Raw genomic sequence first — 25,312 nt, 5'->3', positions numbered from 1 at the left:
AAACTAAATGAAATGAGTAACTATAATCAAACAGGGGAGAAGTTAAGATGAGTGAGAGAAATGTGGCAGTATGTATTATTTTAAGTCTTGTAACATGTGGACTATACGGGATTTACTGGTTTATTGTCATGACCAACGAGGTTGGAACATTAAGTGGAGATGATTCATTTACAGGTGTCAAATACTTTCTGTTAGGAATAATTACATGCGGAATTTGGTTTATTGTATGGCATTATCAAATTGGTAAAAAAGTTACTGAAGCCCAAGCTATTCGTGGTATGCGTGAGAGTGACAACGCTGTTTTATACGTCGTGCTTGGTTTATTTGGATTCAGTATAGTAACCTACGCATTGGTTCAGTCTGATCTTAACCAATTTATGTAATGGTCATTGTATGATGAAAATAAAAAGTAAAACATCAGGCAAATTTGTCCCTTATGCTGTAGTGACAACAGGAGGACTGCTATACTTAAAGGTCTGGTTACCACTTACAGACATTGGTATTCCTTGCATGTTTCATGAGCTGACTGGAGCTTACTGTCCTGGCTGTGGAATCACAAGAAGTTTAGCCTCTCTACTCAAAGGTGATATATATCAAGCCTTTAAATTTAATGCACTTGTATTTGTAATTGCTCCACTCTACCTACTCTATATGTATACATATAAAAGGCAATATATAAAGTTTAGCAAGTCGCTTATGAGTGTCATGTTAATAATCACTATTCTATTCGGGATATTAAGGAATTTCCCGATGTTTAGTTTATGGGCTCCTCCAGAATCGTAGCAAAAGAGCTGTTTCCTGTCTCTACCCGGGTATTATTGTCTTGCAGTAGAGAAAGAAACAGCTTTTCACTTTTCTATTTAACTTTAATCAGGGTCTCCCTAATATCAAATATTGAAGCATAGAACTAGGGTAAGTTAATCCTCCCATAGAACAAGATTAGGACTCTCATCCAAAATAGATTCATATTGCTCTTTCCAACCATACTTCATTTCACTATCAAGCTTCATATAACGCTCATATTTGTAACGGCGATCTTGCTCATCTGCCCATCCAAAATGCTTTACACGTAGCGGATGACACCAATAAGAAAAATGAGTCACTTCTAAAGGAAACCTTCCGCAATGCTGTGGTGTTTGCTTCCACGTATAATTAATTTCAGGACGATAACGCACTAAAAAAGGGCGATAGCTCTGGTGTGCACTCCAATAAGCGTCATCCCGAAAATGAGTCTCACTCCACATATCGTACAACCTAAAATATACAGCATCATAATCAGATTGTGATACAATTTCATGTAAAATATTTTTGGCATTCGGCTCAAACATTTCATCCGCATCTAGACTTAAAATCCAATCGGGATTACCGCTAACTGTTTCCCTCCATTGCTGTTCTCTAAGCTCCACTTCGTTATGAAAAGTCGATTTAGCATTTGTGATCAGTCGTAATGGAATGCCCTGAAGCAAATCTTTGCATATTTCTGCCGTGTTATCGGTACTTCCATCATCAATAATGACAGCTTCTTGAATATATTCTCGGTGCATTAATAAGGCTTTGGACAAATAGCGATCCGCTTCATTATGAACAATCATCGATAAGGTTATTTTGTTATTTAATGGATTAGCTTGTTTGGATTGATCTGCATCATTCATTACTTCTGATTCACCTCCTCAAGTCTTTTTGCCAAATAAGCTTGATTCGCTAACATGCTTGGATGAATGGGGTGAAATGATAATGCCTTTTCGTTGCATTCATTCGCTTTAACATATTGGCCTAACCGATCATAACAAACACATAGCTGCAAATAAGGTAGCCAAGTCCAATAAGCATGAATAATAAAAGCACCTGTTACGGGCGGCTTTTCTAGTTGAGTTGCCGTCGTATACCAGAAAATAGCTTCGTTTATACGGTCTTGTTCTACAAATAAAGCGCCCAACCTACAGCAAACCTCTGCTCTTGGCGGAGCAAATTCCATTGCGCGGAACAATGAACGAAATTGAAGCTCAAGCTCATTTAGATGACTGTAGCAATCAGCAAGCTTTTGACAAGCCGCGATTTGATCCTCTACCCACCCTTGCTTTGTTGCTAGGAATGCTTCATATTGTTTAGCAGCTTCATCAAACATCAAGTGATCCATCAGTTCATTTCCATAATAATAAAGATCCCTTGGTTTAAAGCTTTCTCCTAACTCTAACCGCTTTTTATAAATGCGTAAGTTACGATCGGAATACGTTTTTTCCTTTTTATGGGTGATCGAAATTTCGCTTTGCATAATATTCCCATACACTTCTAAATACTCATGGACAACACCAATCCAACGAAAACCTTTGGATCGTTTAACTAACCTGTTCCGCTTTAGGCTGGTGGTAGGTTTACCGTTGGCATCAAAGGCAAGGTTGTAGTTCATCATAACACTATCAATCTCAAAGGAAAGCTCATACTTGAGACGAATTAAGGCTTGGCGATCCTCTTCTAGAATCACATCATCTGCATCTAGCCATAAAATATATTGTTTTGTTGCCTGATCAAAGGCATAATTACGAGCAGCCCCAAAATCATCGATCCAAGCAAAATCATATATGTTTGCATTAAATTGAGCTGCAATTTCTTTAGTTCGATCTGTAGAGCCTGTATCAACAATAACGATTTCATCAGCAATTCCTTGGACCGAAGCCAAACATCTCGCGATCGTAGGCTCCTCATCCTTCACAATCATACATAAACTAATCGAAATTCCACCAGCTTCTTCTCCCTTTAGCGCACGCTTGTAGTTTTCCACTCCTTCTATGTCAGATTCCCGATAAATATGATAAGCAGGCTGACGTGTATCTACATACATAGAGATGCCAAGCGCTGCTGCACGAATGCAAAAATGACGATCCTCTCCCCAAAAGGACACATTGGGCAAACGTTTAAATCGAACTCCTTGCTCTAATGCTTTGTGGCTTATTAGCGTACATGCACCTAATCCCCCAACCTCATAAACACCTGGAACTTTCATTTTCTCTAAGAAATTCGCTGTTTCCTGTTGGGCTTGTGCTTCATCCTTTTTGCTTGGAATTTGAGAAAATGAATACTCATCCATCATCCAAACTTGAGGAAGTGGTTCTGTGTCAGGTTGCCATCTTGTCCAGAAAATATTAGAAATAATATCTTTGTCTGAAGCTTCTAGTCTGGATAGTGTGTCAGGTGATAAAACTAAATCAGAATCCACTAAAAATAAACCATCATAGCTCGCTTCAAGTGCATATTCAATGATTGCATCTTTCATTTGGGCGACTTTGTCAACTAACTCATCGTTCCAATAATGGGTGTATTCATTTTTTTGATAGGATTCAGTTGAGATATTCTTAACTATAATTGTATTGCTATGCTTTTGTTGAAACTGGTCTAGTAAATCAATTGATTCCTGTTCCTCATTGTTATCTACGAAATAAAAATCAACCTCAAACTCATTAATGACAAGCTCATCAAGTGATTCTAAAAAAAGCTTTAAAATTGAGGGAGCTTGCTTAATTGGACTTGCGATTAAAATACGGTTCATTTGATCTCCTTTCTTCAGGAAAAAGTCTTACTTGATTACCTTTAGAGTGGGCAAACAATATCCTATAGTCCAACATATGTTAAAGAATCACTATTCTTACCTTATTTAAATTATTTTTAAGGCACTCGTAAAAATAAATAAGCCCAACAATTAAATAAGCATTGGACAACACCATAAACATTTAATTATTAGATTCTTCTAAAAAATAGTTAAAAGGGAGCAATGGTAGCTCCCTTTTGTCGTATATATCAGTAATTAATGCTTAAGCTAAACTTTTAATTATTATGTTATTCTATGAATGGACCAAATAATGCCTTGTGATGCACCGCCACCTATATCAATCGGAATAGTTAATCCTGATGCATTATAGAAGAGCACAATGGTATCTCCGGCATTTAGCTCAACATCTCCGGCTATTGTAACTGTCCCACTACCTAACACTGCACGAAGTGTTAAAATGGCGAGACTTGTATTTAGAATTGGGAATAAGCCTGTTATTAAATCTGTAGCTGCTGGTGTAGTCCTACGGATAACAAAGGCTGGATTGATACCCGCTCCAAGAGAAACTCCAATGGCTGCTGTAGTTGCATAATTAATTGTAGCCTGAATTGAGTATCTTCCCGCAGTTGGAACCGTATAAATTCCACTTACTTCATTAAAATTACCACTGTCAAAATATGGTGAAGTTACAGTCCAACCAGTGATTTGAGCACTTGCATTCAAATTCAAAGTTGAAATAAATGCAGAAAATCCTTCCGTCAACACATTTGGTCCTGTCGCGCCTGTTACTCCCGTTATACCTGTTACACCTGTGGCGCCCGTGACACCCGTCGCTCCTGTGCTTCCCGTCGCGCCTACTCCTGTCGCGCCCGTTACACCTGTCGCTCCTGTGCTTCCCGTCGCGCCTACTCCTGTCGCGCCCGTTACGCCCGTCGCTCCTGTGCTTCCCGTCGCGCCTACACCTGTCGCGCCCGTTACACCCGTCGCTCCTGTGCCTCCTGTCGCGCCTACACCTGTCGCGCCCGTTACACCCGTCGCTCCTGTACTTCCCGTCGCACCTACACCTGTCGCTCCCGTTACGCCCGTCGCTCCTGTGCCTCCCGTCGCGCCTACACCTGTCGCGCCCGTTACACCCGTCGCTCCTGTGCTTCCCGTCGTTCCTGTTCTTCCTGTCGCTCCAACTAGACCGACTCCTGTAGCACCTGTAGCCCCAGTACCTCCAGTGACACCGACTCCTGTAGCGCCTGTTACGCCTGTCGCGCCTGTGCTTCCTGTCGTACCTGTTCTTCCCGTAGCTCCGATTAATCCTACGCCTGTTGCTCCAGTAGCTCCTGTTGCTCCCGTCGTACCAATTACTCCTACTGCATCAGCAGACATCAAGATGACACTATCAACTAAGATGCCACCCACCGATGGATCAGGAGCCAAACTAAACGATATCTGTGCCATAGCAGCACCCGCTGGGACAACAGAAGTGACCGCTTCAACGGTCTGCCATTGTGAGTTAAGAAAAAAGCCCTGTGGTACAACTAAACTCAAACCAGCTCCTAGGTAAGACAAACTACTATTAAAATAATTAACTGTAATAACTACTGCAGGACTTACACTAGTTGAAGGCGTTTTTGTTAATGAAGCAGACACAAACAAGCCTTCACCAGGTGTGACAGATACGATTTGCTGTAACGATGTTGATGGAGTTCCCCCTAGTAGTTCTACACTTTGAATACCCACTTTTCTATAAGAGTTTAATGTTGCATTTACAAAGGACCATGAACTGAATCCCGAATCAAAATAAGGATTCAAAAGCCTGTTTCTTAACTGAATTGGCATCTAATCACCTCTCGAATTATTTTAAAATATAAGCTAACACCAAGGACGTTTAAATCGAGAGGGAATTCAAGTAATTCTTTTAACAAAAGCTTTGATTCATTTAAGTTTTTATATTGGCATCCAAGGCTAGCTTATATGTTCAGAATTGAACTATTCTAACCTTATTCAATTTTCTGTTTTTAATCACTAAAAAAGGAAAAAATAATTATTTTTATGATGACTTTACCAAGTCATCACAAAAAAGGCTATCCTATGTAGCTTTTTACCTACAGAGAATAGCCTTTGACTGATAGTTATTATGTTAATGTTACTAAAGAGGAAGCACTCTTAGTTTTGCATTGTAAAATCACGTTCAATTGAAGCCGCTTCGTCATCAAATACACGCAATATATCATATTTAGTGTTTCGCTGTGCAGGAACTTTACCTGCTTCACGAATAATAGACAAAATAGATTCAATATTCACTTTATAAGTTGCGCCTGCAGAGGACACCACATTTTCCTCAATCATTGTACTACCAAAATCATTACATCCATAACGAAGTGACAGCTTACCAATCTCAGGTCCCATAGTGACCCAAGAAGATTGGATATTTTTAATATTATCTAGCACAATACGACTAATCGCTACTGTTTTCAAATACTCCTCAGGTGTTTGTCGTTCAAGCTTCAAATTTGTATTATCTGGTTGGAAGGTCCATGGAATAAAGGCAAGGAAGCCCTCAGAATCATAACCATTTTGAATACATTCATCTTGTGCATCACGAACACGCATAAGATGAAGCGCTCGTTCTTCCATAGACTCACCTAAACCAATAACCATCGTCGCTGTCGTGTTCATCCCAATCCGATGGGCGGTTTGCATGACATCCATCCAGTCTCTCCAAGAGCCTTTAAGTCGGCTAATCTTGCGACGAGTGCGGTCATCTAAAATTTCAGCTCCGCCACCTGGCAAGGAGTCAAGTCCTGCTTCATGAATTTGTCTAATGACCTCTTCTAAAGAAAGTCCATCTGACACTTCCTTCATCTTCACAATTTCTGCCGGTGAAAATGAATGCATCGTAATCTCTGGAAAACGTTCTTTAATCGCTTTGAGCAAATTCGTGTAATAGCTAAAAGGAAGGTTAGGATTAGTTCCTCCCTGCATCAATATTTCGGTTCCACCCACATCAATCGTTTCTTGTATTTTTTGAAAAATAACTTCATCAGGTAATACATACCCTTCATCAGAACCAGGTCTACGATAAAAAGCACAAAAACGGCAATATACATCACAGATGTTTGTATAATTCACATTTCGTCCAATGACAAATGTCGTTATTGGCTCTGGATGCATACGCTCCATTATTATGTTAGCGACACGTCCTATTTTTTCTATTTCATTTGATTCAAATAATGCAATCGTATCCTCTACATCTAAGCGCTGTCCTTGAAGTGCTTTATCTAAAATATGATCTATAGCAGCCATACTATATGCGCCTCCTTACTTCTATCAAAAATATAATATAAATTTAAAATAACTACGGCTAATATCGTATCATAATCATGAGCATAAAAACAGCACCCGTCACATTCACAACAGACAAGGTGCTAAAAAATCATTCATTTTTGAAGTGCCTGACCTATATCAGCTATAATATCATTTCCCCTGTATTTCACGATGAGCTGCTTCTAGTGCTTGATCTAAATCAGCAATAATATCATCTACGTGCTCAATGCCAACAGAGAAGCGAAGTAGTGTATCATCTACACCTACTGCTTCACGAATCTCAAGTGGAATATCAGCATGCGTCTGCACTGTAGGATAAGTCATCAACGACTCAACGCCACCTAAACTTTCAGCAAAAGCAACCAATTTAATATGTCGTAAAACCGGCTCTATATATCTAGCATCTGTTAGCTTAAAAGAGAAAATCCCTGTATTGCCACTCGCTTGCTTTTTTTGAATATCGTAACCTGGATGATCTTCAAAACCAGGATGAAATACCTCAGCGACCTGTGGGTGATCTTTTAAATGCTTAGCAACAGTAAGTGCATTGCTCTCATGACGTTCCATGCGTAATGCCAATGTCTTCATCCCACGCATCAGTTGATACGAGTCCGTTGGACTTAACACTGCACCAATGGAATTATGCAAAAATCCAACCTGCTGAGACAAAACCTCTCCTTTAGTAACAATAAGGCCTGCAAGTACATCGTTATGTCCACCTAAGTATTTCGTTGCGCTATGAACCACAATATCTGCACCTAGCTCTAACGGACGTTGGAAGTAAGGAGAAAGTAAAGTATTATCTACTATTGTTAAAAGCCGATGCTGTTTAGCCCAAGCGGACACAGCCCCAATATCTGTCACCATCATTAGAGGATTCGTTGGTGTTTCAATTAAAATTGCTTTCGTATTAGGCTGTCGTACCTCCTCTAATGCCGCTAGATCATTTGTATCTACGTAAGAGGAGCTAATTCCGAACTTTGAAAGAATTTGTTCAAGTAACCGATATGTCCCGCCGTATAAATCCAAAGAAACGATGAAATGATCGCCTTGAGCAAACAAAGTAAAAACTGTTTGTAGTGCTGCCATACCGGAGCTACAGGCAAACCCCGCATCTCCTGATTCTAAATCCGCGATCGCTGCTTCGAGCACAGACCGTGTCGGATTTTTTGTGCGAGCATAATCAAAACCAGTGCTTTGTCCTAACTTAGGATGTCTAAAAGCGGTGGCTTGGTAGATTGGATAATTAATTGCCCCTGTTACTGGTTCTTCTACTGAGCCTATTTGTGCTAATCTACTTTCAATGTGCATTTTTTTATCATTCAACGTAGTTTCCTCCATATTTTGTTTATATGAGCGTTATATGAGCTTTTAGATTTCGTATACAAACTCCATTTGTTGGTCAATATCATACGGTGTTTCTTGATATACATAATAGTTAAGCCAATTGGAGAACAGCAAATTTGCATGGGCCCGCCAAATGGAAGGTGGGTTTTTAGTAGGGTCATTGTTAGGATAATAATTTACTGGCAATTGTATTTGAAGTCCCTTAGCAACATCGCGGTCGTATTCCCACTTTAAAGAATCAGAATCATATTCCGCATGACCTGTTACAAAAATTTGTTTTCCATCCTTTGTAGCTACAAGAAATATACCTGCTTCCTGGGATTCAGCTAAAATTTGTAGTTCTGGTACAGCTTCAATATCCTCGCGTGAGACATCCGTATGTCTTGAATGAGGAATATAAAAAAGTTCATCAAAACCAAACATAAGCTTCACGTTAGGTATATTAATTTGATGAGGGAACACGCCAAAGCATTTTTGAGGCAAATCTAATTTCTTCACACCAAAATGATGATACAACCCAGCTTGTGCTCCCCAACATATATGCAAAGTCGAGGTTACATGCGTTTTACTCCACTGGAATATTTCTTTTAATTCTTCCCAATAGTTAACCTCTTCAAATTCCAGTTGCTCCACAGGAGCTCCCGTAATAATCATCCCATCAAAACGGCGATTTTTTATTTCATCAAACGTTTTATAAAACATTTCTAAATGCTGATGAGATGTATTTTTAGAAGTATGTGACTTTGGATGCAATAAGACAATCTCAACCTGTAAAGGCGTATTTCCGAGTAATCTCAAAATTTGTGATTCTGTTGTTTCTTTTGTTGGCATCAGGTTTAAAATAGCAATACGAAGTGGGCGTATATCTTGTCGATATGCTCGGCTTTCATCCATTACAAATATATTTTCATTTTCAAGCACTTCTTTTGCTGGCAAATGATCAGGCACTTTAATCGGCATATAAGCTCACTCCTAGTAGTTTGTTGTTTTGTGAAAACCTACTCATAACTTCAAAAAAGACCCTTCTCCAAAGAGAAAGGTCTTGTATCAGCAATTATGCTCCTCTCTCATCTCTCAGAAACCCCTAGTCATGACAAAACGTCATCACACTATGCTCTGCAAGAATTAGCACCGTACATATAATATGCCGGTTGCCGGGTATCATCGGGCCTGTCCCTCCACCTACTCTTGATAAGAATTCGCTTATTTAATTTTTAAAATTGTTGCTTTGTATACACTTTAATGTATCAGGTTATCTCTCGTCAAGAACAAATAAATTTTGTATAAATATATCGTCACATTCTCTTGAGTTATAGCTTATATTATAGTGGAAATGTTAAATTCTTTTTCAGAAATTTTCGTAAATTTACAATAACAAAGTGACATCTCCGTAGATTGTACAAAAAATTGACGTTTTATAGCTTGAAACTTAGCATGATGGAGCGGTATACTAGACAAGTGTTTCAAGAAGATAAGCAAAGAGGTGAATTACGAAGATGGAAGGCGACCCGAGTAGTCGAGAGAGCAATGCCCCAGTTAAAAGGACAAATGCACAAAAGATGAATCAGCAGAGCGCTCATGGATTGATTGGGGCACTTTCCTTTTTCCGTTCATTCTAATATAGATCTCCTGTCTTAGATATGACGAAATCTGTAGGTTTCTTCTTTTGTGCCAATTATAGTGCTTCTTTTGGGAAACACTATAGGATAAGGGAGGAATTTGGAATGAAGATTCGGCATGTACAAGCAGGTATGTTTACACCAATCGAAGATCTTGAGCTAACTACAACTGCACCAGAGGACGGTTTTTACTGGATTGATGCTGATGTAGAGGATTTAGCCCTATTACAGCCATTATTTTTATTACATGATTTAGCTGTGGAAGATTGTTTAACAGAAGAAGAGCAACGTCCTAAAATTGAAACGTATGATAATCATTATTTTATTGTCGTTAATAGTATTCGTTATGATGATGAAGAGATTTTTTTACGAGCATTAAATATTTTCCTTGGTCGTCATTATATTATTACAGTCACTAAGCAAAAAATTAATGAGCTACGTACCGTAAAACCAATCTTATGGGAGCAAGAAGTGAGTGAGCCTGACCGCTTCCTTTATTATTTGATTGATTTAGTTGTAGACAGCTATTTTATTGTTGGCGACAGAATTGAGAACAAAATTGAAAAGCTGGAAGAAGATATTTTAATGCACACTAAGCGATCTCATTTAAGTGAAATTATTGGACTACGAAGTGAAATTTTGTGGCTCAAAAAAATGTTAGGTCCTCAAAAAGAAGTGATTAACATTTTAAATAAAAAAGATTTACGCTTAATTGATGATCAGCTTCAAAAATATTTTAGTGACATATATGAAAATGCCGTAAAAATATCAGAAAACTTTGAAACATTCCGCGAATTAATGGGCAACTTACGAGAAGCTTATCAATCCGCAATCGCCAATCGAGCCAATGAAATAATGAGAGTATTTACAGCAATTACAACGATTTTTATCCCCCTTACATTAATTACAGGGATCTATGGAATGAACTTTGATAATATGCCTGAACTTCACTCTGAGTATGGTTATTTTATTGTCCTTGGTATTATGCTAGTGTTAGGTGCTGGGATGTATTACTTATTCCGTAAACGAGACTGGATTTAAAATATTGTAGCCTTCAACACACGGAATCGTGGGTTGAAGGCTTTTTTATTCGATTATCGTTTGTGAATTTATGCCCCTGATACATTAACAATACTGCTACGTCTATATCTGATTCGTATCAATCGTAATCTTTCATACAGGGCTTCAAGTGTTACCCCCGCAGGAATCCCCTCTAGCTCGTCTCCGTACATTTCCTCTAAGATTGGCTTTAAAAATGTATCACCTAACTGCTCATATAAACGCCATACCCATTGCTGATCCTCTAACGAAACCTCCTGTAACTCAAGAATGATGAGCTTTTCAACGTGATTGCCTAGCTTTTCTAGCTCCTCAAGCTCTTTAATGAGGTCACGACGCTCTATGCCTGTTTTAGCACTTAGCTCACTTAAATTCAAACCATCTTCAATTCCTTCTAAAATGCTTTGTCGCCAAGCAAATCGTTGCTTCGCATTTTTAAATTTAAGCTGCTTTTGCTTATATAGCCAATTTCTAAAATCCTCCTCTTCAATCACACTGTCTACCCAATCTAATGGGAAGCAAGTATTCCTTTCATATGCCTTCAAAATACCGATAAGTTCACTTCCAAATGCCTGTATCTTACCACTGCCCATGCCAGGAACTTGCATTAATTCCTCTTCATTATGAGGTAAAAGCACGCTAAGAAATAAAAGCAAACGATTGTTTGCAATAAAGTATGCCGCTTTATGCTCTACTGCTGCTTTCTTTCTACGCCAAGCATTTAGCTCTGTATATACCTCATGATTTACATTTAGCTCACAATAGTAATGTAGTTTCTGTGTAAAAACTCTTCCGCTGCTAATCGTTTCTTTATCATTCCATAAGCCTTCCATTAAGGGATAAAACCCTTCACTTAATTTGACAGCAAGCTCATACCGATAATTGTGTAGCATTTCCGACCAAGACGTGCCCTCGTACCATACCTGCTCACTTTCATCATCTGCTTCTGCTTCATTCCAGCCCATCCGCCATATTCCCTCTTCTTCAGCAATCCACACCTGTGCAATAGAGCTCACATCATCTCCTTGCTTTTTCTCCAAGCTGTTTAAAAATACAATTCTCACTGTTTGTTCCTCCTATAGGATTAAAATTTAACAGCTCTTGCAGAGGATGTGTTAGTTTGATTGATTATGAAATTAAATTTAAGCATCAAAAAAAGCACCTCCCTAGCAAATGCAAGAGAAGGTGCTTCCTTTCGTCTTTATACTGTTAATATTTATAATAACAGGTTTGAAAATACTGTCAATATCCTCAGACAACATCTAGCTTCAAACGTACCTCTAGCTCTGTTGCCTGCTTCATTAAAGCAATGCGGTCAATATTGAGTCTAAGTTTTTCTTCCTCAATATGCGCAAGCTCAGAAATACAGCAATTAATTTCGGAAAGTCTTCTGCTTATTAATGTAGATTCCTTTCCTGCAACCAGCTTTTTCTTATGACGATTAAATTTCTCATCTAAATCATCTAGATTGGCATATAAATGCTCGATTGAACCATAATACTGAATTAATGGCAATGCTGATTTAGGACCAATTCCTGGGCAACCCGGAATGTTGTCACTGCTATCTCCCAGCAATGCCTTCACATCTACCCATTGGCTAGCTTCGATTCCATATTCCTCAGTAAATTGTACGATATCGTATACATATTCCCCTTGCTTGCTCGCAATAATTTGTGAGGTAGTATCACTTAATAATTGAAACAGGTCACGATCGTTACTATAAATAAAACAGTGACCAGACGTCCAATTTGTAGCTATCGTTCCGATGACATCATCCGCTTCATGTGGCGCAATCGCAATTTGCCTTACACCAATTTCACTTAAAATTTGATGACACGTTTCGTATTGCTCAATTAAAGGCATTGGCAACTCGCCACGTGTTGCTTTATAGAAATCAAACTCTTGTCTTCTCGATGTTTCATCCCGTTTTACATCCCAAGCAACCACCAAATGGGAAGCTTGATATTCCTTAGTTAAATTAATCATCTTTTGAAAAAAGACACGAATCGCATTGGTGTATATACCATGACTATTTTTTAGCTGCTCCTCAGAGCGATTATATGAGGTTGCAAAATAAGCTCTACTTAACAAATTAAATCCATCGATGACAATGAGGGTATTTGAAAGCTCATTTTTGTCATTCATCACATTTTCCACCTTTATTTCGCCCATTTCTCATTATACTCTTCTTCTTTAAAGCCTACCGTTACTTGGTTACCGTCACTAACAATCGGACGCTTGATGAGCTTGCCATGCTGTGCGAGCAGAGCTACTTGGTCCTGTACGGACATACTAGCAAGCTTGTCCTTTAGCCCTAATTCCTTATAAACCTCACCACTAGTGTTAAAAAACTTTTTCAACTCTAAGCCGCTAAGAGATATGAATTGATTTAATTCCTCTTCTGATGGTGGTGTGTCCACAATATGTTTTAATTGTAGCTCATGACCTTGATTTTCTAACCATTTTACTGCCTTTCGGCATGTACTACATTTTGGATATTGATAAACGATAAGTTGACTCATAATCATCTTCTCCTTTAATTTACTGGCTATAAATAAAATCATGTTTAATAAGCAGCTACGCTCCAGAGCGTTCTTGCGATTGCTGTTAAAATCATATTCCTTTTTATAGCTCAAAACAAAAATTAGTGGTTGCTAATTTCCGAGGAAAGCAGCTACGGTGCAGAGGGTGGCTTCGACCCCTATTACAGCCTGATTTTCTTGAATTAGATTTTTATCGGTTGAAAAACAGTCTGTAAAGGCGGACGTGTTCACTTCTCCACCATCCCTCTACCCCTTCGCTAGTTTGCTTTCCGTCAACCACCAATTTCTAAGTTGAGCCCTATTTATTGAAGTATATTTATAGATGGAAGATGATTTTATGAGACAATCTTCAGAAACGCTCTGTTTCCTCGCTAGTTATGCTTATTATCTAAGCATTGATTTCAAAATAAAACCATTAATTTAATTCTTTTTTTAATTGAAACATATCTAATGGTAAAGGCGCTTCAAATAACATTTCTTCGCCTGTAATCGGATGTACAAAACCTAATTTGTACGCATGTAAAGCTTGACGACCCATTAACTTTTCCAGACTTTCTTGCTGTTTTGTCGTATCAAAATACATTTCATCCCCGATTAGAGGATGTCCAATGGACAGCATATGCACACGAATTTGATGTGTACGCCCCGTTCCAAGCTGTAGCTCAACAAACGCAGTGTCCTTATATTGCTCTATAAGCTCATACGTTGTAAATGCAGCTTGTCCCGTTGGACTAACTATTCTTAAATGCGGATCAACAGGATCACGATCAATAGGTGCATCAATACTCCCACTCTTTTGCGGTAATTTGCCATACACTAATGCTTGATACTTTTTCAGCACAGTACCAGCAATCATTTGCTCAGAAATATGCTGATGCACATATTTATTTTTGGCGATCGCAATTAATCCACTTGTATACTGATCTAAGCGATGTACGGGGCGGAAACGGAATTGCTGCCCTTGCTGGTTCCAATAATAAACGACTGCATTCGCTAACGTGTCCGTATAATGTCCATGCGTGGGATGGACAATCATTCCTGCTGTTTTATTTACAACAAGAATGTCTTCATCCTCATAAATAATATCAAACGCTATATTTTGTGGCAAAATATCATCTGACGTTTCCTTTTGTAGCGAAATCTCCACCCGATCACCAGCCGTGACAGGGACACTAATATAAACGCGCTCTCCATTAAGCATTACGCCACGCTCAGTTAACTTAATTTTTGATAGCAGTTTGCGAGAAATGCCTAATTTACGTTGAAGAACATTTTTTAAAATCCAGCCTTCTTCTTCTGAGGTTACCACATATTCGATTGGTTTATAATATTGTGTCATGAGTTGTTGCTAAACACCTTTCCACTTCGTTCATATTCTATATCTTGTACATTTGATCTCACATTTGCAATCCGTGCAACGACAAAAAAGAAATCAGATAACCGGTTCATATACTGCACAATAGCAGGATTTATACTCACTTCGCGTCCAAGTGTAACAACCCTCCGTTCGGCTCTCCTACAGACTGTTCTGCACACATGTAAGCTTGATGCTAACAGAGTGCCTCCCGGTAAAATAAATTTCTCCAGTGTAGTATTTTGTTGCTCATACGTATCAATCCAATGCTCCAACCGCTCAACAAGTGAGCTTGTAACCTTATAGCGACTACTTTCTAAAGAGATATATGCTAAATCTGAGCCACAATCAAATAACTCATGTTGGATTTGTAATAAATGCTGAGCTAAATCAGAAAAAGAGGGCTGTTCCTGAAGCAAGCTTCGAGCTTGACCCACAAATGTATTTAATTCATCTATTGTACCATAAGCTTCAACACGAATATCATCTTTATCCACAATTCCTCCAATTACAGAGGTCTTCCCTTTATCTCCAGTCTTAGTATAAATCGGCATTCCTATCATCTCCTTTATAGTCTTTTGTTAACCTGAGTTGTTCGCCTCAACATAATGATCAGCTTTCTTTGATAAGCCCGATAAAAAAACTCTCTCGTAAGTTTTTACCTACGAAAGAGTGTAAAGTTTAAATATTTAAATCAGTTCATCAAAAACACGAATTATCGATTTCTCGAAAAAAGATTTGTAGCTAGCTTATCACCAATAAACGCAAATCCAACATACATCAATCCCCAAAGGAACCATGCACCTATATTAGCTTTAAATGTGGGCAAATCATAGGTTGTATAAATTAAAGGTAACAAAAAACTTATAACAAATGCTACCTTTTTTGATTTATTAAACTTTGACATAAGGAAGCCAATTGTTAAAGCAATAATTGGACAAATGACAAGCGCAATTAAAACTTGGTTAATAAAAAACAAATGATAAATCAAACTTCATCGCTCCTGCTTTTTCATAAATTCATTAATTTTAAGGTCAAGAAGAGTACTGATTGCAATGACAACCTCTGTAGTAAAGGACTGTTCCTCATCAACTAAGCGTTCCATCCATTTTCTAAGCAATCGTATTTCTTCCTCTAGGCTTACTCCCTGTGGTGATATCATGCTGTTATCCTTCTGTAGCCATTGATTAACATCTATGCTTGATTGATCACATTCACCACAATCCAAAAGTAATCCCTCCTTAAGCATTATGAACGTGAATAATTGCTAGCCTTGCTTCACCTTATACACGAAATCTCCCATTCGTTGTAAAGCCTCATTAAGTTGGCTCACTCCTGTAGCATAGGAACACCGTAAGAAGCCTTCTCCACCTAGTCCAAACACATTGCCTGGAACTGCCGCAACCTTAGCTTCAGTTAACAAACGACCAGCAAATTCTTCAGAGGTAAGTCCCGTAGATTGTATATTCGGGAACGCATAAAAAGCTCCCTTCGGCTCATGACATTCAAGACCAATATCCCTTAAGCCTTGGACGACTAGTCTACGCCGTTGATTATAGGACTCCACCATATGATCCTTATCTTCCATCCCGTTTGTTAAAGCTTCTAAAGCAGCGACTTGGCCCATTACTGGTGCACACATCACTGTATATTGGTGAATCTTCAACATAGCATAAATTAAGTCAGGATGTCCACATACGTATCCCATACGCCAACCTGTCATTGCAAATGCTTTTGAGAAGCCGTTAATTAATAACGTACGATCCTTCATTCCTGGCATTGATGCAAAGCTAACATGATGGCTACCATAAGTAAGCTCGGAATAAATTTCATCACTAATGACGATAAGATCATTGTCCTCTACAACCTTCACAATAGGAAGCCAGTCTTCATAAGACATAACCCCACCTGTTGGGTTGTTCGGATAGTTTAATATAAGTACTTTTGATCTCGGTGTAATTTGCTCTAGCAAATGTTCAGCTTGTATTTTAAAATCATGCTTAGCATAGGTTGCAACTTCTACTGTTTTCCCCCCGCTAATGTCTATAATAGGGCTATAAGAAATATAGCAAGGAACAGGAAGTAACACTTCATCTCCTGGCACGATCAATGCACGTAAAGCTAGATCAATTGCTTCACTTGCACCCACCGTCACTAACACTTCATCTTTAGGATTATATTTTAATTGATAGGAATGATCTAAATAGTTCGCGATTGCTTCACGAAGCTCCGGTGTTCCTGCATTAGAGGTATAACTTGTATACCCTCTCTCCAATGAGTACACACAAGCCTCACGGATATGCCAAGGTGTAATAAAATCAGGTTCACCCACACCAAGTGTAATTATATCTTTGTTGGCACTCACTAAATCAAAAAACTTCCGAATGCCAGACGGCTGAATATCTCGAACCAATGGAGCAAGATAAGAAGACATTGAACTATGCGGTTGCTCTACATTTCCACTCATATCATTACTTCCTTTACGGGGTTATCAACAGGCGACGATCATCTTCTGGATCTTCAAAAATGACCCCGTCTTGTTTATATTTTTTAAGAATAAAATGTGTTTTCGTAGATAATACAGATTCTAATGGTGATAATTTATCGGAAACGAAGCTGGCAACCTCTTGTAGATTGCGTCCTTCAACTTCAACTAATAGGTCATAAGCACCTGACATCAAATATACAGATTTAACTTGTGGGAACAAATATACACGTTCAGCGATGGCATCAAAGCCACGTCCACGTTGAGGTGTAATTTGAACTTCGATGAGCGCGGTTACTTTTTCATCCCCTAACTTATGGGCGTTAACCACTGTAGCATATTTTACAATGATATTATCTGCCTCAAGTTCGGCGATGGCTTGCTTGGTTTCCTCAAGAGATGATCCTACCAAGGTCGCCAGCAATACTGGATTCCTACGCGCATCCTCTCTTAGAAGATCCAGCAACTTAAGCTTTAATGGACTTAATTCTTTCATGCTATATCCTCCAGACATTATTTCCATCCACCTGAATGTATTCCCGTGTAATAAATCACTTCGCTTGTCAGGTTTTTGAAAACTAGATTTAATACTTATATTACATGAATTACCCCCAAGTGAAAAGCAAAAACCGTCACCAAAACAAAACTGCATCACATTATGTTAGCAAAATGCTAACTTTTGCAACTGCAGATATTTTGAATGACGGTTCTGTGAAGTTCTTTTACATCTATAAAAACAAACTTTTATTTAAACTAAATGGTTAGGGGTAGTCATCGCACCAGCTTGTTGTTGACCAAATGCTTGTGCTCCTGCACCACTTCTTTGTTGTACAAATTGTCCAGCCTTTTGAATCGTATCTTGTGCACATTGTACCTCTTTATCCACTGCTGTACGTGGTGCTTTTGAAGGCATTGTGTACATGTTATTTTGAGACATCACTTGGAACAATTGACCTTGAAGCTTTAACGTATCGTCAGTTAATTGTGTGAACATTTGACGAACTTCTGGACATGCCGCTTCTGTCGTTGCTGTTGTATATTCTCTTACCGTTCTTTTTAAATCAGCCAAAATTGTATTAAGCAAATCTTCCTCAGGTAATAGCTCCATATGATTCATTCCTGTATTCATGTTGATATTATCCTCCTTCAAAAAATTAAATTAGTGGGTCGTTGTTGGTGCAAGCTGTTGGTGAGAAGTAAGGGTATTAAGCAACGTATTCATATGTTGCTGGTGGGCATTAATTTGTTGCGAGATTGCTTGCTTAATTGCGGGCTCCTTGCTGATTGCAGAAGCACATGCGCATAGTTTAATAAGCATGTCCTCATTAGATAAACAATCGGAAATGTAGTCTAATTCTTTTCCTGACAATGGTTGCATTTGCATGAATGTATTCCCTCCTGAAAATTAATTACGTTTCACACGGTATTATGCGTAATAAGTCTTTTAGATATGTGTAATTTTGAATGGATTTTCTAACAATAAATAGGGAAGTATATTTAAACCGCTTCATTATTTAGATGCAAATATTACTTAGTTTGGCTGGAGGGTGGACCTTATGAAGCTACATTATGGTCAATATTACTGGACTACAACATTAAATCAAAAAATTGATTATCCTCAGCTACAGGAGGACATCTCCTGTGATGTACTTGTCATTGGAGGAGGAATGGGTGGGGTCACTTGCTCCTACCAGCTATCCAAGCAGGGGTTTGATACAGTACTAATCGAAGAAAATGAAATTGCGAGTGGCAGCACACAAACAAATACCGGGTTGTTACAATTTTGCAGTGATAAAATGTTAACCTCCTTTATCCACACGATTGGTGAAGAGCTTGCTGTACACTTTTATCAGCTATCACTGGATGCTGTTAAGCAGCTTACTGAGATTAGCTCAGCCTTGTCTGAAGACGCAAGGGTGCTTCCTAGAAATAGCTTATATTTGGCAAGTACACCTGAAGATGTAAGACTGCTTCAAGAGGAATATAACAATTTACAAAGGTTTAAATTCCCTGTTGAATGGTGGGACAAACAAAAATTACAATCTCATTTTCCTTTTCAGAATGAGGCTGCCCTTTATACTGGTGGTGATGCCAAAGCAAATCCTTATGTATTTGTGAAGGAGTTATCCCAATTATCAGCTAAACATGGAGCTAGAATTTTTGAAAAAAGTAAGCTAAATAGTCTGAAATGTGAAAATGATCATGTCCTTGTTTATGTAGGTAAACATCGTATTCAAAGCAAAAAGGTCATTTTTGCTACAGGGTATACTACGCAGGAATTTAAACCAGATCGTGGCGCAGATCTTGTTGCTTCTTACGTTATTGTTACTGACATCGTTCCTGAGTTACACAGCCATTGGTTTGAGGATTGTTTAATTTGGGAGACAGCACGACCTTATTTTTATATCCGCACCTCAGAGGATGGTAGAATTATTGCAGGTGGATTAGATGAGCCTTTACCTCCAAATGGACTTGAAGAAGGACGATATCTTCATAAAAGCGAACAACTGTTAGGCACAGTACATGAAATGTTCCCGATGTTCACAGAGGCTAAGTCAGAATATTCTTGGGGAGCTGTTTTTGGTGGAACTAGAGATGGATTACCCTTCATTGGCCCACATTATAAATATCCAAATTGCTACTTCTTGCAAGGTTACGGCGGAAATGGCACTGTATGTAGTATGATTGGAGCCAATTTGCTAACGGACTTGATCAGTGGAAAAGATCGACCTGATGCTGCGATGTTTGATTTAATGCGGGGTTCAAAAAAATAAGGCTTACGATGTAATTACACTCAATAGAAATTCGGTTAGAAAGACAAAGAGGACTTAAGCATAGTCCTCTTTTTGTCGTTGCGTAAATTGTTTTAATCCTCTTCTTTACTGATTGCCTTCATAAAAGGAAGACGATCCTTATCATCTAAAAATTGACTAACATGAAAGCAAGAAGGGCAAACAAATACATTATATTGTAGCTTAGATTGTAATAATGGTTTGTCATAGCTTGGAAGAATGGCAGCTTTAAATTCATTTTCACCTAATACATGATGACCTGAAAAAATCATATATTCTCGGCAATGAGGACATTCAGGTACAACGTCTTGGGTATCCAGTAGCTTTTCAACTGCTGCCTCATACACTAAAGGATCATGTCCTGCTGCGTGGAATAAATGTGAAGCACCTTTTCCACTTTGAGCATATAAATGACCATGTCCTCCCTCTTCATCTCCATAATTGTTTAACTCTTCTTCAGATCCAGCAGAATCCACATCAAAAGTTAATGTGCGATAACCATCCAACTCATTATGGCAATAGGGGCATTCCTCTTCTGGTCCTAATTCCTCATCCCATACAATTTCTGTCTGACACCAAGGACAAATGGTTGCTTCCATATTGTGTGCCACCTTTCACATTATTAATTTATTTCAGCTCAACAATGGTGACACCGTTGCCACCTTCGCCATAGTTGCCTAGACGATAGCTTTTTACATGCTTATGCTTCCGTAAATAATCGGTAATACCAGTCCGTAATACGCCGGTTCCTTTACCATGAATGATACTAATTTGTCCAAGGTTACCCAAAAAGGCTTCATCAATAAAACGATCTACCTCTAAGTAAGCTTCCTCTAAATTAGCACCTCGTAAATCAAGTTCACTGGATACACGATCTTTAGTTCGTTTTAAAATTGCTGCTTGTCGTTGTACTGGTGCCTGAGCAGGTGCAGCGGCTACTAATTCCAGATCATCGACACTTACTTTCATCTTCATAATACCTAGCTGCACTACCGCCTCTTTTGTACCTGCAAGCTCGACTACAAACCCACGTTGATTGAGACTATATACCATAACCTCATCACCAGCACCAATTGTACGTGGCACTTTGCCACTTTTCCGAGTTGCTCCTACCTTTTTACGTTGAGCAGGCTCTGCTTCCTCTAATTGTTTACGAGCGGCGATCAGCTTATGCTCCTTAACTGAAGCGCCTTCCTCTAGCGCCAACTTACGTAAATCAGCGATAATGCCTTCCGCTTCGCTTTTAGCTTTTGTAATGATAGCTCTAGCTTCTTCTTCCGCTTTTATAATCCGTTTGTCACGTTGTTGCTCTAATTTTTCAAGCTCCACTTCATGTTGCTTACGAAGCTGCTCTAACTCCTTACGTAGCTGCTCTGCAGCTTGCTTCTCTTGCTCAGCACTTAAACGGTTTTGCTCTAGAGAGGCAATCATATTTTCAACACGCGTATCTTCTTCATTTACTTCCCCACGTGCATAATCAAGAATGTGCTCAGGTAGTCCTAGACGGCTAGCAATAGCAAACGCATTACTTCGTCCAGGTACACCAACCAATAAACGATACGTAGGACTTAAAGTATTCACATCAAATTCCATACTTGCATTAATAACACCTTTGCGTTCATAGGCATAGGCTTTAAGCTCGCTATAATGGGTTGTAGCTACCATTCTTGTTCCAAGTGAGTGAATATGCTCCAAAATCGCAATAGCTAATGCCGAGCCTTCAGCAGGGTCAGTTCCTGCACCAAGCTCATCTAGCAAAACTAAGCTTTTAGAGGTCATTTCACCAAGCATCGAAATGATGTTGGTCATATGACTTGAAAATGTACTTAAATTTTGTTCAATACTTTGCTCGTCTCCAATATCCGCATAGATCGCATCAAAAACACATAGCTGTACCCCATCCTCCGCAGGCACAAACAGACCTGACATCGCCATTAAACTGAGTAAGCCAATTGTTTTTAACGTAACCGTTTTACCACCTGTATTTGGCCCTGTAACGATGATTGTGCTATATTGGTTGCCAAGCTCCATATCGATTGGAACGACCTGCTCCACTGGAATTAAAGGATGTCTGCCCTTCTTGAGCTTAATAAAACCTCGATCATTCATACGTGGAAGAACAGCCTTCATCTCACGCGCTAATCTTGCTTTGGCAAAAATAAAATCAAGCTCTGACAAAATATCCAAATCGTACATTAAAAGCTCTGTCTGATCACCAACAAGTGCCGTTAATTTTTGCAAAATAACTTCAATTTCTCTTTCTTCCTTGAGCTTGGTTTCCCGTAGCTTATTATTCATAGCCACAATGGATTCAGGCTCGATAAATAAAGTAGCTCCAGAGCCGGATTGATCATGTACAATCCCACCAAAATGAGCACGATATTCCGCTTTAACCGGAATTACGAAACGATCGCCACGAATGGTAATAATTTGATCCTGTAGCATTTTAGAAACCGAAGATGAACGAATCATGGCATCTAATTTTTCACGGATACGAACCTCTCCACCTCGAAGGTCTCGTCGAATTTGTGCCAATTCTGGGCTGGCAGAATCAAGAACCTCTGCATTTTCATTAATGCAACGCTTAATGGCATCCTCAAGCGGTTTTTGTTCAGTTAAGTCATCACTAAGCTTGTACAATAATTCGATCTCATCTTCTTCATGCATACTTGCAATATAACGTTTAACCCGACGTGATCCTTCGAGTGTTGTTGCTATATCCCATAATTCATGGGGATTTAATGTTCCCCCGATACGTGCACGTTTTGCTGAAAATGAAATATCTACAATTCCACCAAATCTTGGTGCACCACGTAAACGATCTACTTTACACGACTCATCTGTCGCTTGCAAAAGTGTCTTAATATGTTCTAAATCATTAGAGGGAAGCAAAGAATCTGCAGCAGCTTGTCCTAAAGCCGTTTGGCAATATTTTATTAGCTTTTCAATTATTTTGTGATACTCCATTTTAGATAAAACTTTTTGTTCCAAATTTAGTCAACTCCCTTCGAGCTATCCTTATTTATTATACCGAAGCTTCCTTATTCTCGCTATTCACAGCAATTTACGGAATTATACAACAAGCCTAACACATAAGATTGGACATTATAGAACAATATAATAACGTGCAGGACTTAACATATCTTTAAGGAGGGCTCAGACATGCAGTTTTTGGGACACGTCGTTCGATTTATCGTATCTGCAATCGTCTTGATGATTGTGGGTTGGCTCGTACCGCAATTTAGCGTAGGCGGTTTTGGAAGTGCCTTAATGTTGGCACTTGTCATCGCTTTAATTGGTTGGGCAATTGAAGGTATATTTGGCAAGAAAGTTACCCCATTTGGTCGAGGAATTGTAGGTTTTTTAATTAGTGCCTTAGTAATCTGGCTTGCCCAGTTTATTGTGTCCGGTATTAGCGTCTCCATCATCGGCGCATTATTGGCAGCATTAGTTATTGGCATTATTGACCTATTTATTCCCGTTTCAACACCATTTGAAGCTGGCAAGAGCAACTCCTCGCGCTAACCTTGCACAACATGTAAGTAGCCCCCGGGTATAACGGGGGCTTAATTTCATAAATCATATGCTATTGCTTCTGATCCTGTTCAATTAATTCAATCCACTCGTTATATTCATTTTGTAATTTAGCATAATCATCCCGAAGATGCTCATATTCCTGCTCAAGCTTCTTAGATTTCTCAAGATCTACTTCACGTTGCACCTGTAGCAAACGGTATTCATGAGAAATTAGCTCATAACCATCTGTAATTTCACTAAGCTGTGCCTCTAATTGTTCCTTTTGTTGCTGTATAGTTTCAAATTGGGAGGATAGCTGTGTCATACGTTCGCTTCCAGCCGCACTTTGAGCTTCCCATTGATTAATCTCAGCTTCTAGCTCATGTTCTCGCGCATGGAATGAAGCTAACTCTTTCTTCGCATTCTCATATTGTTGCTGCCAATCCGCCTCACGTTTACGCAATTCCTCCAGCTCTTGGGCTTGTTCTTGGGCTTGAACCGTCATGAAATCAAGCTCTTCAGCTGCTTGTTGCCAGCTCGCCTCCATCTCATACAGCTTATCCTCTAGCTTATTTTTTGCTTCAAGCATTGCTTCGTGTTTTTGCTGTAGCTTAAGCTTACCTTGTACTTCCTGCTCAAGCTTCTGTTGAGCTATTTTGAGCTGGTCTGCATTATTTACCGCATCAGCCCTTAGTTCATCTAATTGCTTAATGAGTAGTCCTTTTTCCTTCGTCAGTCCTTGGATATCTTGACCAAGCTGTTCTTGTAAAGCTGCGAGATCAAGGGCAGACTTCTCCAGTTTGCTTATTTCCATGTTGCGATTTTCTGCTAACTTTTGCCATGTCTTCTCATTTTTTTGAGCTTCGTCTAAGCTTGCCTTTAATTGTGCTTCACGTTGTTTAGCTTCATGAACCAATTTCTGCTCCTGTAACAAGGAAGCTTTAGCAGCCTCAACTGAGGATTGCAGTGAATTAATCTGCTCCTCTAACTTAGTTTGATGCTCCTTGCCTTTAGCTACAGCATCCTTCGAAGCAGCATGCTGTGTCTGTACATCCTTTAGTTGTTCACTTAACTTCATTGCCTTGTCTTTTTCTTGCTTCACTTCATGCTCTACAATGCGTAGCTTACTTTGGAGCTTCGTATTACTAGAACGTACCTCAGCTAATTGGCGCTCTAAATCCAATGCCCGCTGGTTAAGCTTTTGCGATGCATCTTCATTTTCTTTGAGTTTATGATTGCTTGTCGCAAGCTGCTCAAATAACGATTTTTTATCACTTTTGGTTTGATGAAGCTCCTCTTGTATACTTTTATTCATGTTTTCTTGCTTAACTAACAATGCATGATTAACAGAAAGCTCCTGCTTCAGCTTTTGATGTTGCTCAGATAGCTGCTCCAAGTCTACAGCAAGCTGTTCTGATTTCATTGCCTCTTCAGCCATTCGAACTGCGGCAAGTACTGCCAAACGGGATGTATCAAGATGAGGATACATTTTGGCAATGACATGCATATGCTCATCAACTCGGTAAGCAATTTTCTTCATATATTCAGCACTACTGCCAACAATTTTATAAGAGGTTCCATAAATTTCTACATTTATACTAACGCGTTCAGGGGTCGTCAAAGCTTTGTTCCTCCTTCGTTACTACGCTGATGTCTAGATGTGTAGGATTTTAAACTAGTAGCTAAGGATTCAATGGGATTTATACAATGTTAACGAAAATCACATCGAATCAGT

At 39.0% G+C, this 25,312-nt stretch carries 25 protein-coding genes and 1 riboswitch; of the genes, 5 read left to right on the top strand and 20 right to left on the bottom strand.

The window, feature by feature from the left end; all coding sequences use genetic code 11:
* Positions 1-47 precede the first annotated feature (47 nt).
* On the top strand, positions 48-383 hold the full coding sequence (locus tag ABE099_RS03105; protein ID WP_430027270.1) for a DUF4234 domain-containing protein: 336 nt from the start codon (positions 48-50) through the stop codon (positions 381-383).
* Positions 384-393: 10 nt separating this feature from the next.
* Positions 394-783 (top strand): DUF2752 domain-containing protein, encoded by a 390-nt coding sequence (locus ABE099_RS03100; protein ID WP_430027268.1) that lies wholly within the window; start codon positions 394-396, stop codon positions 781-783.
* 134 nt (positions 784-917) lie between these two features.
* On the opposite strand, the gene ABE099_RS03095 is transcribed toward ABE099_RS03100, so the two are convergent.
* The 6 genes from ABE099_RS03095 to metA all read right to left on the bottom strand — a co-directional run bounded on the left by ABE099_RS03095 (position 918) and on the right by metA (position 9,169).
* Entirely contained in the window at positions 918-1,652 is a 735-nt protein-coding gene (locus ABE099_RS03095) for a glycosyltransferase (RefSeq protein WP_430027266.1), read from the bottom strand.
* Complete coding sequence (locus tag ABE099_RS03090) at positions 1,652-3,544, bottom strand: tetratricopeptide repeat-containing glycosyltransferase family 2 protein (RefSeq protein ID WP_430027264.1); 1,893 nt, start codon at positions 3,542-3,544, stop codon at positions 1,652-1,654. Before ABE099_RS03090 ends, ABE099_RS03095 begins: the two co-directional genes overlap by 1 nt.
* Before the next feature lie 282 nt (positions 3,545-3,826).
* Positions 3,827-5,374, bottom strand: coding sequence for an NTTRR-F1 domain (locus tag ABE099_RS03085; protein WP_430027262.1), 1,548 nt, complete (start codon positions 5,372-5,374; stop codon positions 3,827-3,829).
* Positions 5,375-5,701: 327 nt separating this feature from the next.
* Positions 5,702-6,841, bottom strand: a complete 1,140-nt coding sequence (mqnC, locus tag ABE099_RS03080; protein WP_430027260.1) for a cyclic dehypoxanthinyl futalosine synthase — start codon at positions 6,839-6,841, stop codon at positions 5,702-5,704.
* A gap of 171 nt (positions 6,842-7,012) precedes the next feature.
* Positions 7,013-8,173 carry a PLP-dependent transferase gene (locus ABE099_RS03075; protein ID WP_430030427.1) on the bottom strand — a complete coding sequence of 387 codons (1,161 nt, stop codon included), beginning with the start codon at positions 8,171-8,173 and terminating at the stop codon, positions 7,013-7,015.
* 60 nt (positions 8,174-8,233) lie between these two features.
* The gene (metA, locus tag ABE099_RS03070; RefSeq protein ID WP_430027258.1) at positions 8,234-9,169 is read right to left on the bottom strand and encodes a homoserine O-acetyltransferase MetA; all 936 of its coding nucleotides are present in this window, start codon (positions 9,167-9,169) and stop codon (positions 8,234-8,236) included.
* Positions 9,170-9,273: 104 nt separating this feature from the next.
* Positions 9,274-9,407: riboswitch (SAM riboswitch) on the bottom strand.
* A gap of 526 nt (positions 9,408-9,933) precedes the next feature.
* On the opposite strand from metA, the gene corA reads away from it, so the two are divergent.
* Positions 9,934-10,869: a magnesium/cobalt transporter CorA gene (corA, locus tag ABE099_RS03065; protein ID WP_430027256.1), complete on the top strand. Its 936-nt coding sequence runs from the start codon at positions 9,934-9,936 to the stop codon at positions 10,867-10,869.
* A 68-nt stretch (positions 10,870-10,937) separates the two neighbouring features.
* Here the strand turns inward: corA and ABE099_RS03060 are convergent, their stop codons facing one another.
* The 11 genes from ABE099_RS03060 to ABE099_RS03010 form a co-directional block, all read right to left on the bottom strand.
* Positions 10,938-11,951, bottom strand: a complete 1,014-nt coding sequence (locus tag ABE099_RS03060) for an HRDC domain-containing protein (RefSeq protein ID WP_430027254.1) — start codon at positions 11,949-11,951, stop codon at positions 10,938-10,940.
* Between the two features lie 187 nt (positions 11,952-12,138).
* Positions 12,139-13,032 (bottom strand): 5'-3' exonuclease, encoded by an 894-nt coding sequence (locus ABE099_RS03055; RefSeq protein ID WP_430027252.1) that lies wholly within the window; start codon positions 13,030-13,032, stop codon positions 12,139-12,141.
* Between the two features lie 14 nt (positions 13,033-13,046).
* The gene (locus tag ABE099_RS03050) at positions 13,047-13,409 is read right to left on the bottom strand and encodes an arsenate reductase family protein (RefSeq protein ID WP_430027250.1); all 363 of its coding nucleotides are present in this window, start codon (positions 13,407-13,409) and stop codon (positions 13,047-13,049) included.
* Between the two features lie 436 nt (positions 13,410-13,845).
* On the bottom strand, positions 13,846-14,769 hold the full coding sequence (locus tag ABE099_RS03045; protein ID WP_430027248.1) for an RluA family pseudouridine synthase: 924 nt from the start codon (positions 14,767-14,769) through the stop codon (positions 13,846-13,848).
* The gene (locus ABE099_RS03040; protein ID WP_430027246.1) at positions 14,766-15,338 is read right to left on the bottom strand and encodes a cob(I)yrinic acid a,c-diamide adenosyltransferase; all 573 of its coding nucleotides are present in this window, start codon (positions 15,336-15,338) and stop codon (positions 14,766-14,768) included. Before ABE099_RS03040 ends, ABE099_RS03045 begins: the two co-directional genes overlap by 4 nt.
* A 161-nt stretch (positions 15,339-15,499) precedes the next feature.
* Positions 15,500-15,775 (bottom strand): hypothetical protein, encoded by a 276-nt coding sequence (locus ABE099_RS03035; RefSeq protein ID WP_430027244.1) that lies wholly within the window; start codon positions 15,773-15,775, stop codon positions 15,500-15,502.
* Between the two features lie 3 nt (positions 15,776-15,778).
* Complete coding sequence (locus tag ABE099_RS03030) at positions 15,779-15,946, bottom strand: aspartyl-phosphate phosphatase Spo0E family protein (RefSeq protein WP_210088944.1); 168 nt, start codon at positions 15,944-15,946, stop codon at positions 15,779-15,781.
* A 105-nt stretch (positions 15,947-16,051) separates the two neighbouring features.
* Positions 16,052-17,251, bottom strand: coding sequence for an aminotransferase class I/II-fold pyridoxal phosphate-dependent enzyme (locus ABE099_RS03025; protein WP_430027242.1), 1,200 nt, complete (start codon positions 17,249-17,251; stop codon positions 16,052-16,054).
* Positions 17,252-17,264: 13 nt separating this feature from the next.
* Complete coding sequence (locus ABE099_RS03020) at positions 17,265-17,765, bottom strand: Lrp/AsnC family transcriptional regulator (protein WP_430027240.1); 501 nt, start codon at positions 17,763-17,765, stop codon at positions 17,265-17,267.
* A gap of 252 nt (positions 17,766-18,017) precedes the next feature.
* Positions 18,018-18,398, bottom strand: coding sequence for a spore coat protein (locus ABE099_RS03015; protein WP_430027238.1), 381 nt, complete (start codon positions 18,396-18,398; stop codon positions 18,018-18,020).
* Between the two features lie 30 nt (positions 18,399-18,428).
* The gene (locus ABE099_RS03010; RefSeq protein WP_430027236.1) at positions 18,429-18,653 is read right to left on the bottom strand and encodes a hypothetical protein; all 225 of its coding nucleotides are present in this window, start codon (positions 18,651-18,653) and stop codon (positions 18,429-18,431) included.
* A 172-nt stretch (positions 18,654-18,825) separates the two neighbouring features.
* Here ABE099_RS03010 and ABE099_RS03005 point away from each other — a divergent pair, with 172 nt between their 5' ends.
* Positions 18,826-20,043, top strand: a complete 1,218-nt coding sequence (locus ABE099_RS03005) for an NAD(P)/FAD-dependent oxidoreductase (RefSeq protein ID WP_430027234.1) — start codon at positions 18,826-18,828, stop codon at positions 20,041-20,043.
* 92 nt (positions 20,044-20,135) lie between these two features.
* On the opposite strand, the gene ABE099_RS03000 is transcribed toward ABE099_RS03005, so the two are convergent.
* Together ABE099_RS03000 and ABE099_RS02995 are read right to left on the bottom strand one after the other, a co-directional pair.
* Complete coding sequence (locus ABE099_RS03000; protein WP_430027232.1) at positions 20,136-20,660, bottom strand: hypothetical protein; 525 nt, start codon at positions 20,658-20,660, stop codon at positions 20,136-20,138.
* A gap of 28 nt (positions 20,661-20,688) precedes the next feature.
* Positions 20,689-23,028 carry an endonuclease MutS2 gene (locus ABE099_RS02995; protein ID WP_430030425.1) on the bottom strand — a complete coding sequence of 780 codons (2,340 nt, stop codon included), beginning with the start codon at positions 23,026-23,028 and terminating at the stop codon, positions 20,689-20,691.
* 195 nt (positions 23,029-23,223) lie between these two features.
* Here ABE099_RS02995 and ABE099_RS02990 point away from each other — a divergent pair, with 195 nt between their 5' ends.
* Entirely contained in the window at positions 23,224-23,586 is a 363-nt protein-coding gene (locus ABE099_RS02990) for a phage holin family protein (RefSeq protein ID WP_430027230.1), read from the top strand.
* A 61-nt stretch (positions 23,587-23,647) separates the two neighbouring features.
* Here ABE099_RS02990 and ABE099_RS02985 read toward each other — a convergent pair whose 3' ends face one another.
* Positions 23,648-25,198: a cell division protein ZapA gene (locus tag ABE099_RS02985; RefSeq protein WP_430027228.1), complete on the bottom strand. Its 1,551-nt coding sequence runs from the start codon at positions 25,196-25,198 to the stop codon at positions 23,648-23,650.
* Positions 25,199-25,312 lie beyond the last annotated feature (114 nt).

The organism is Paenibacillus turicensis (genome assembly GCF_050461185.1).
In the GTDB taxonomy this organism is placed as follows: domain Bacteria; phylum Bacillota; class Bacilli; order Paenibacillales; family Paenibacillaceae; genus Fontibacillus; species Fontibacillus turicensis_A.
Note: the sequence above shows the minus strand (reverse complement) of the source record. Positions and strands in the feature narration are given on the sequence as shown.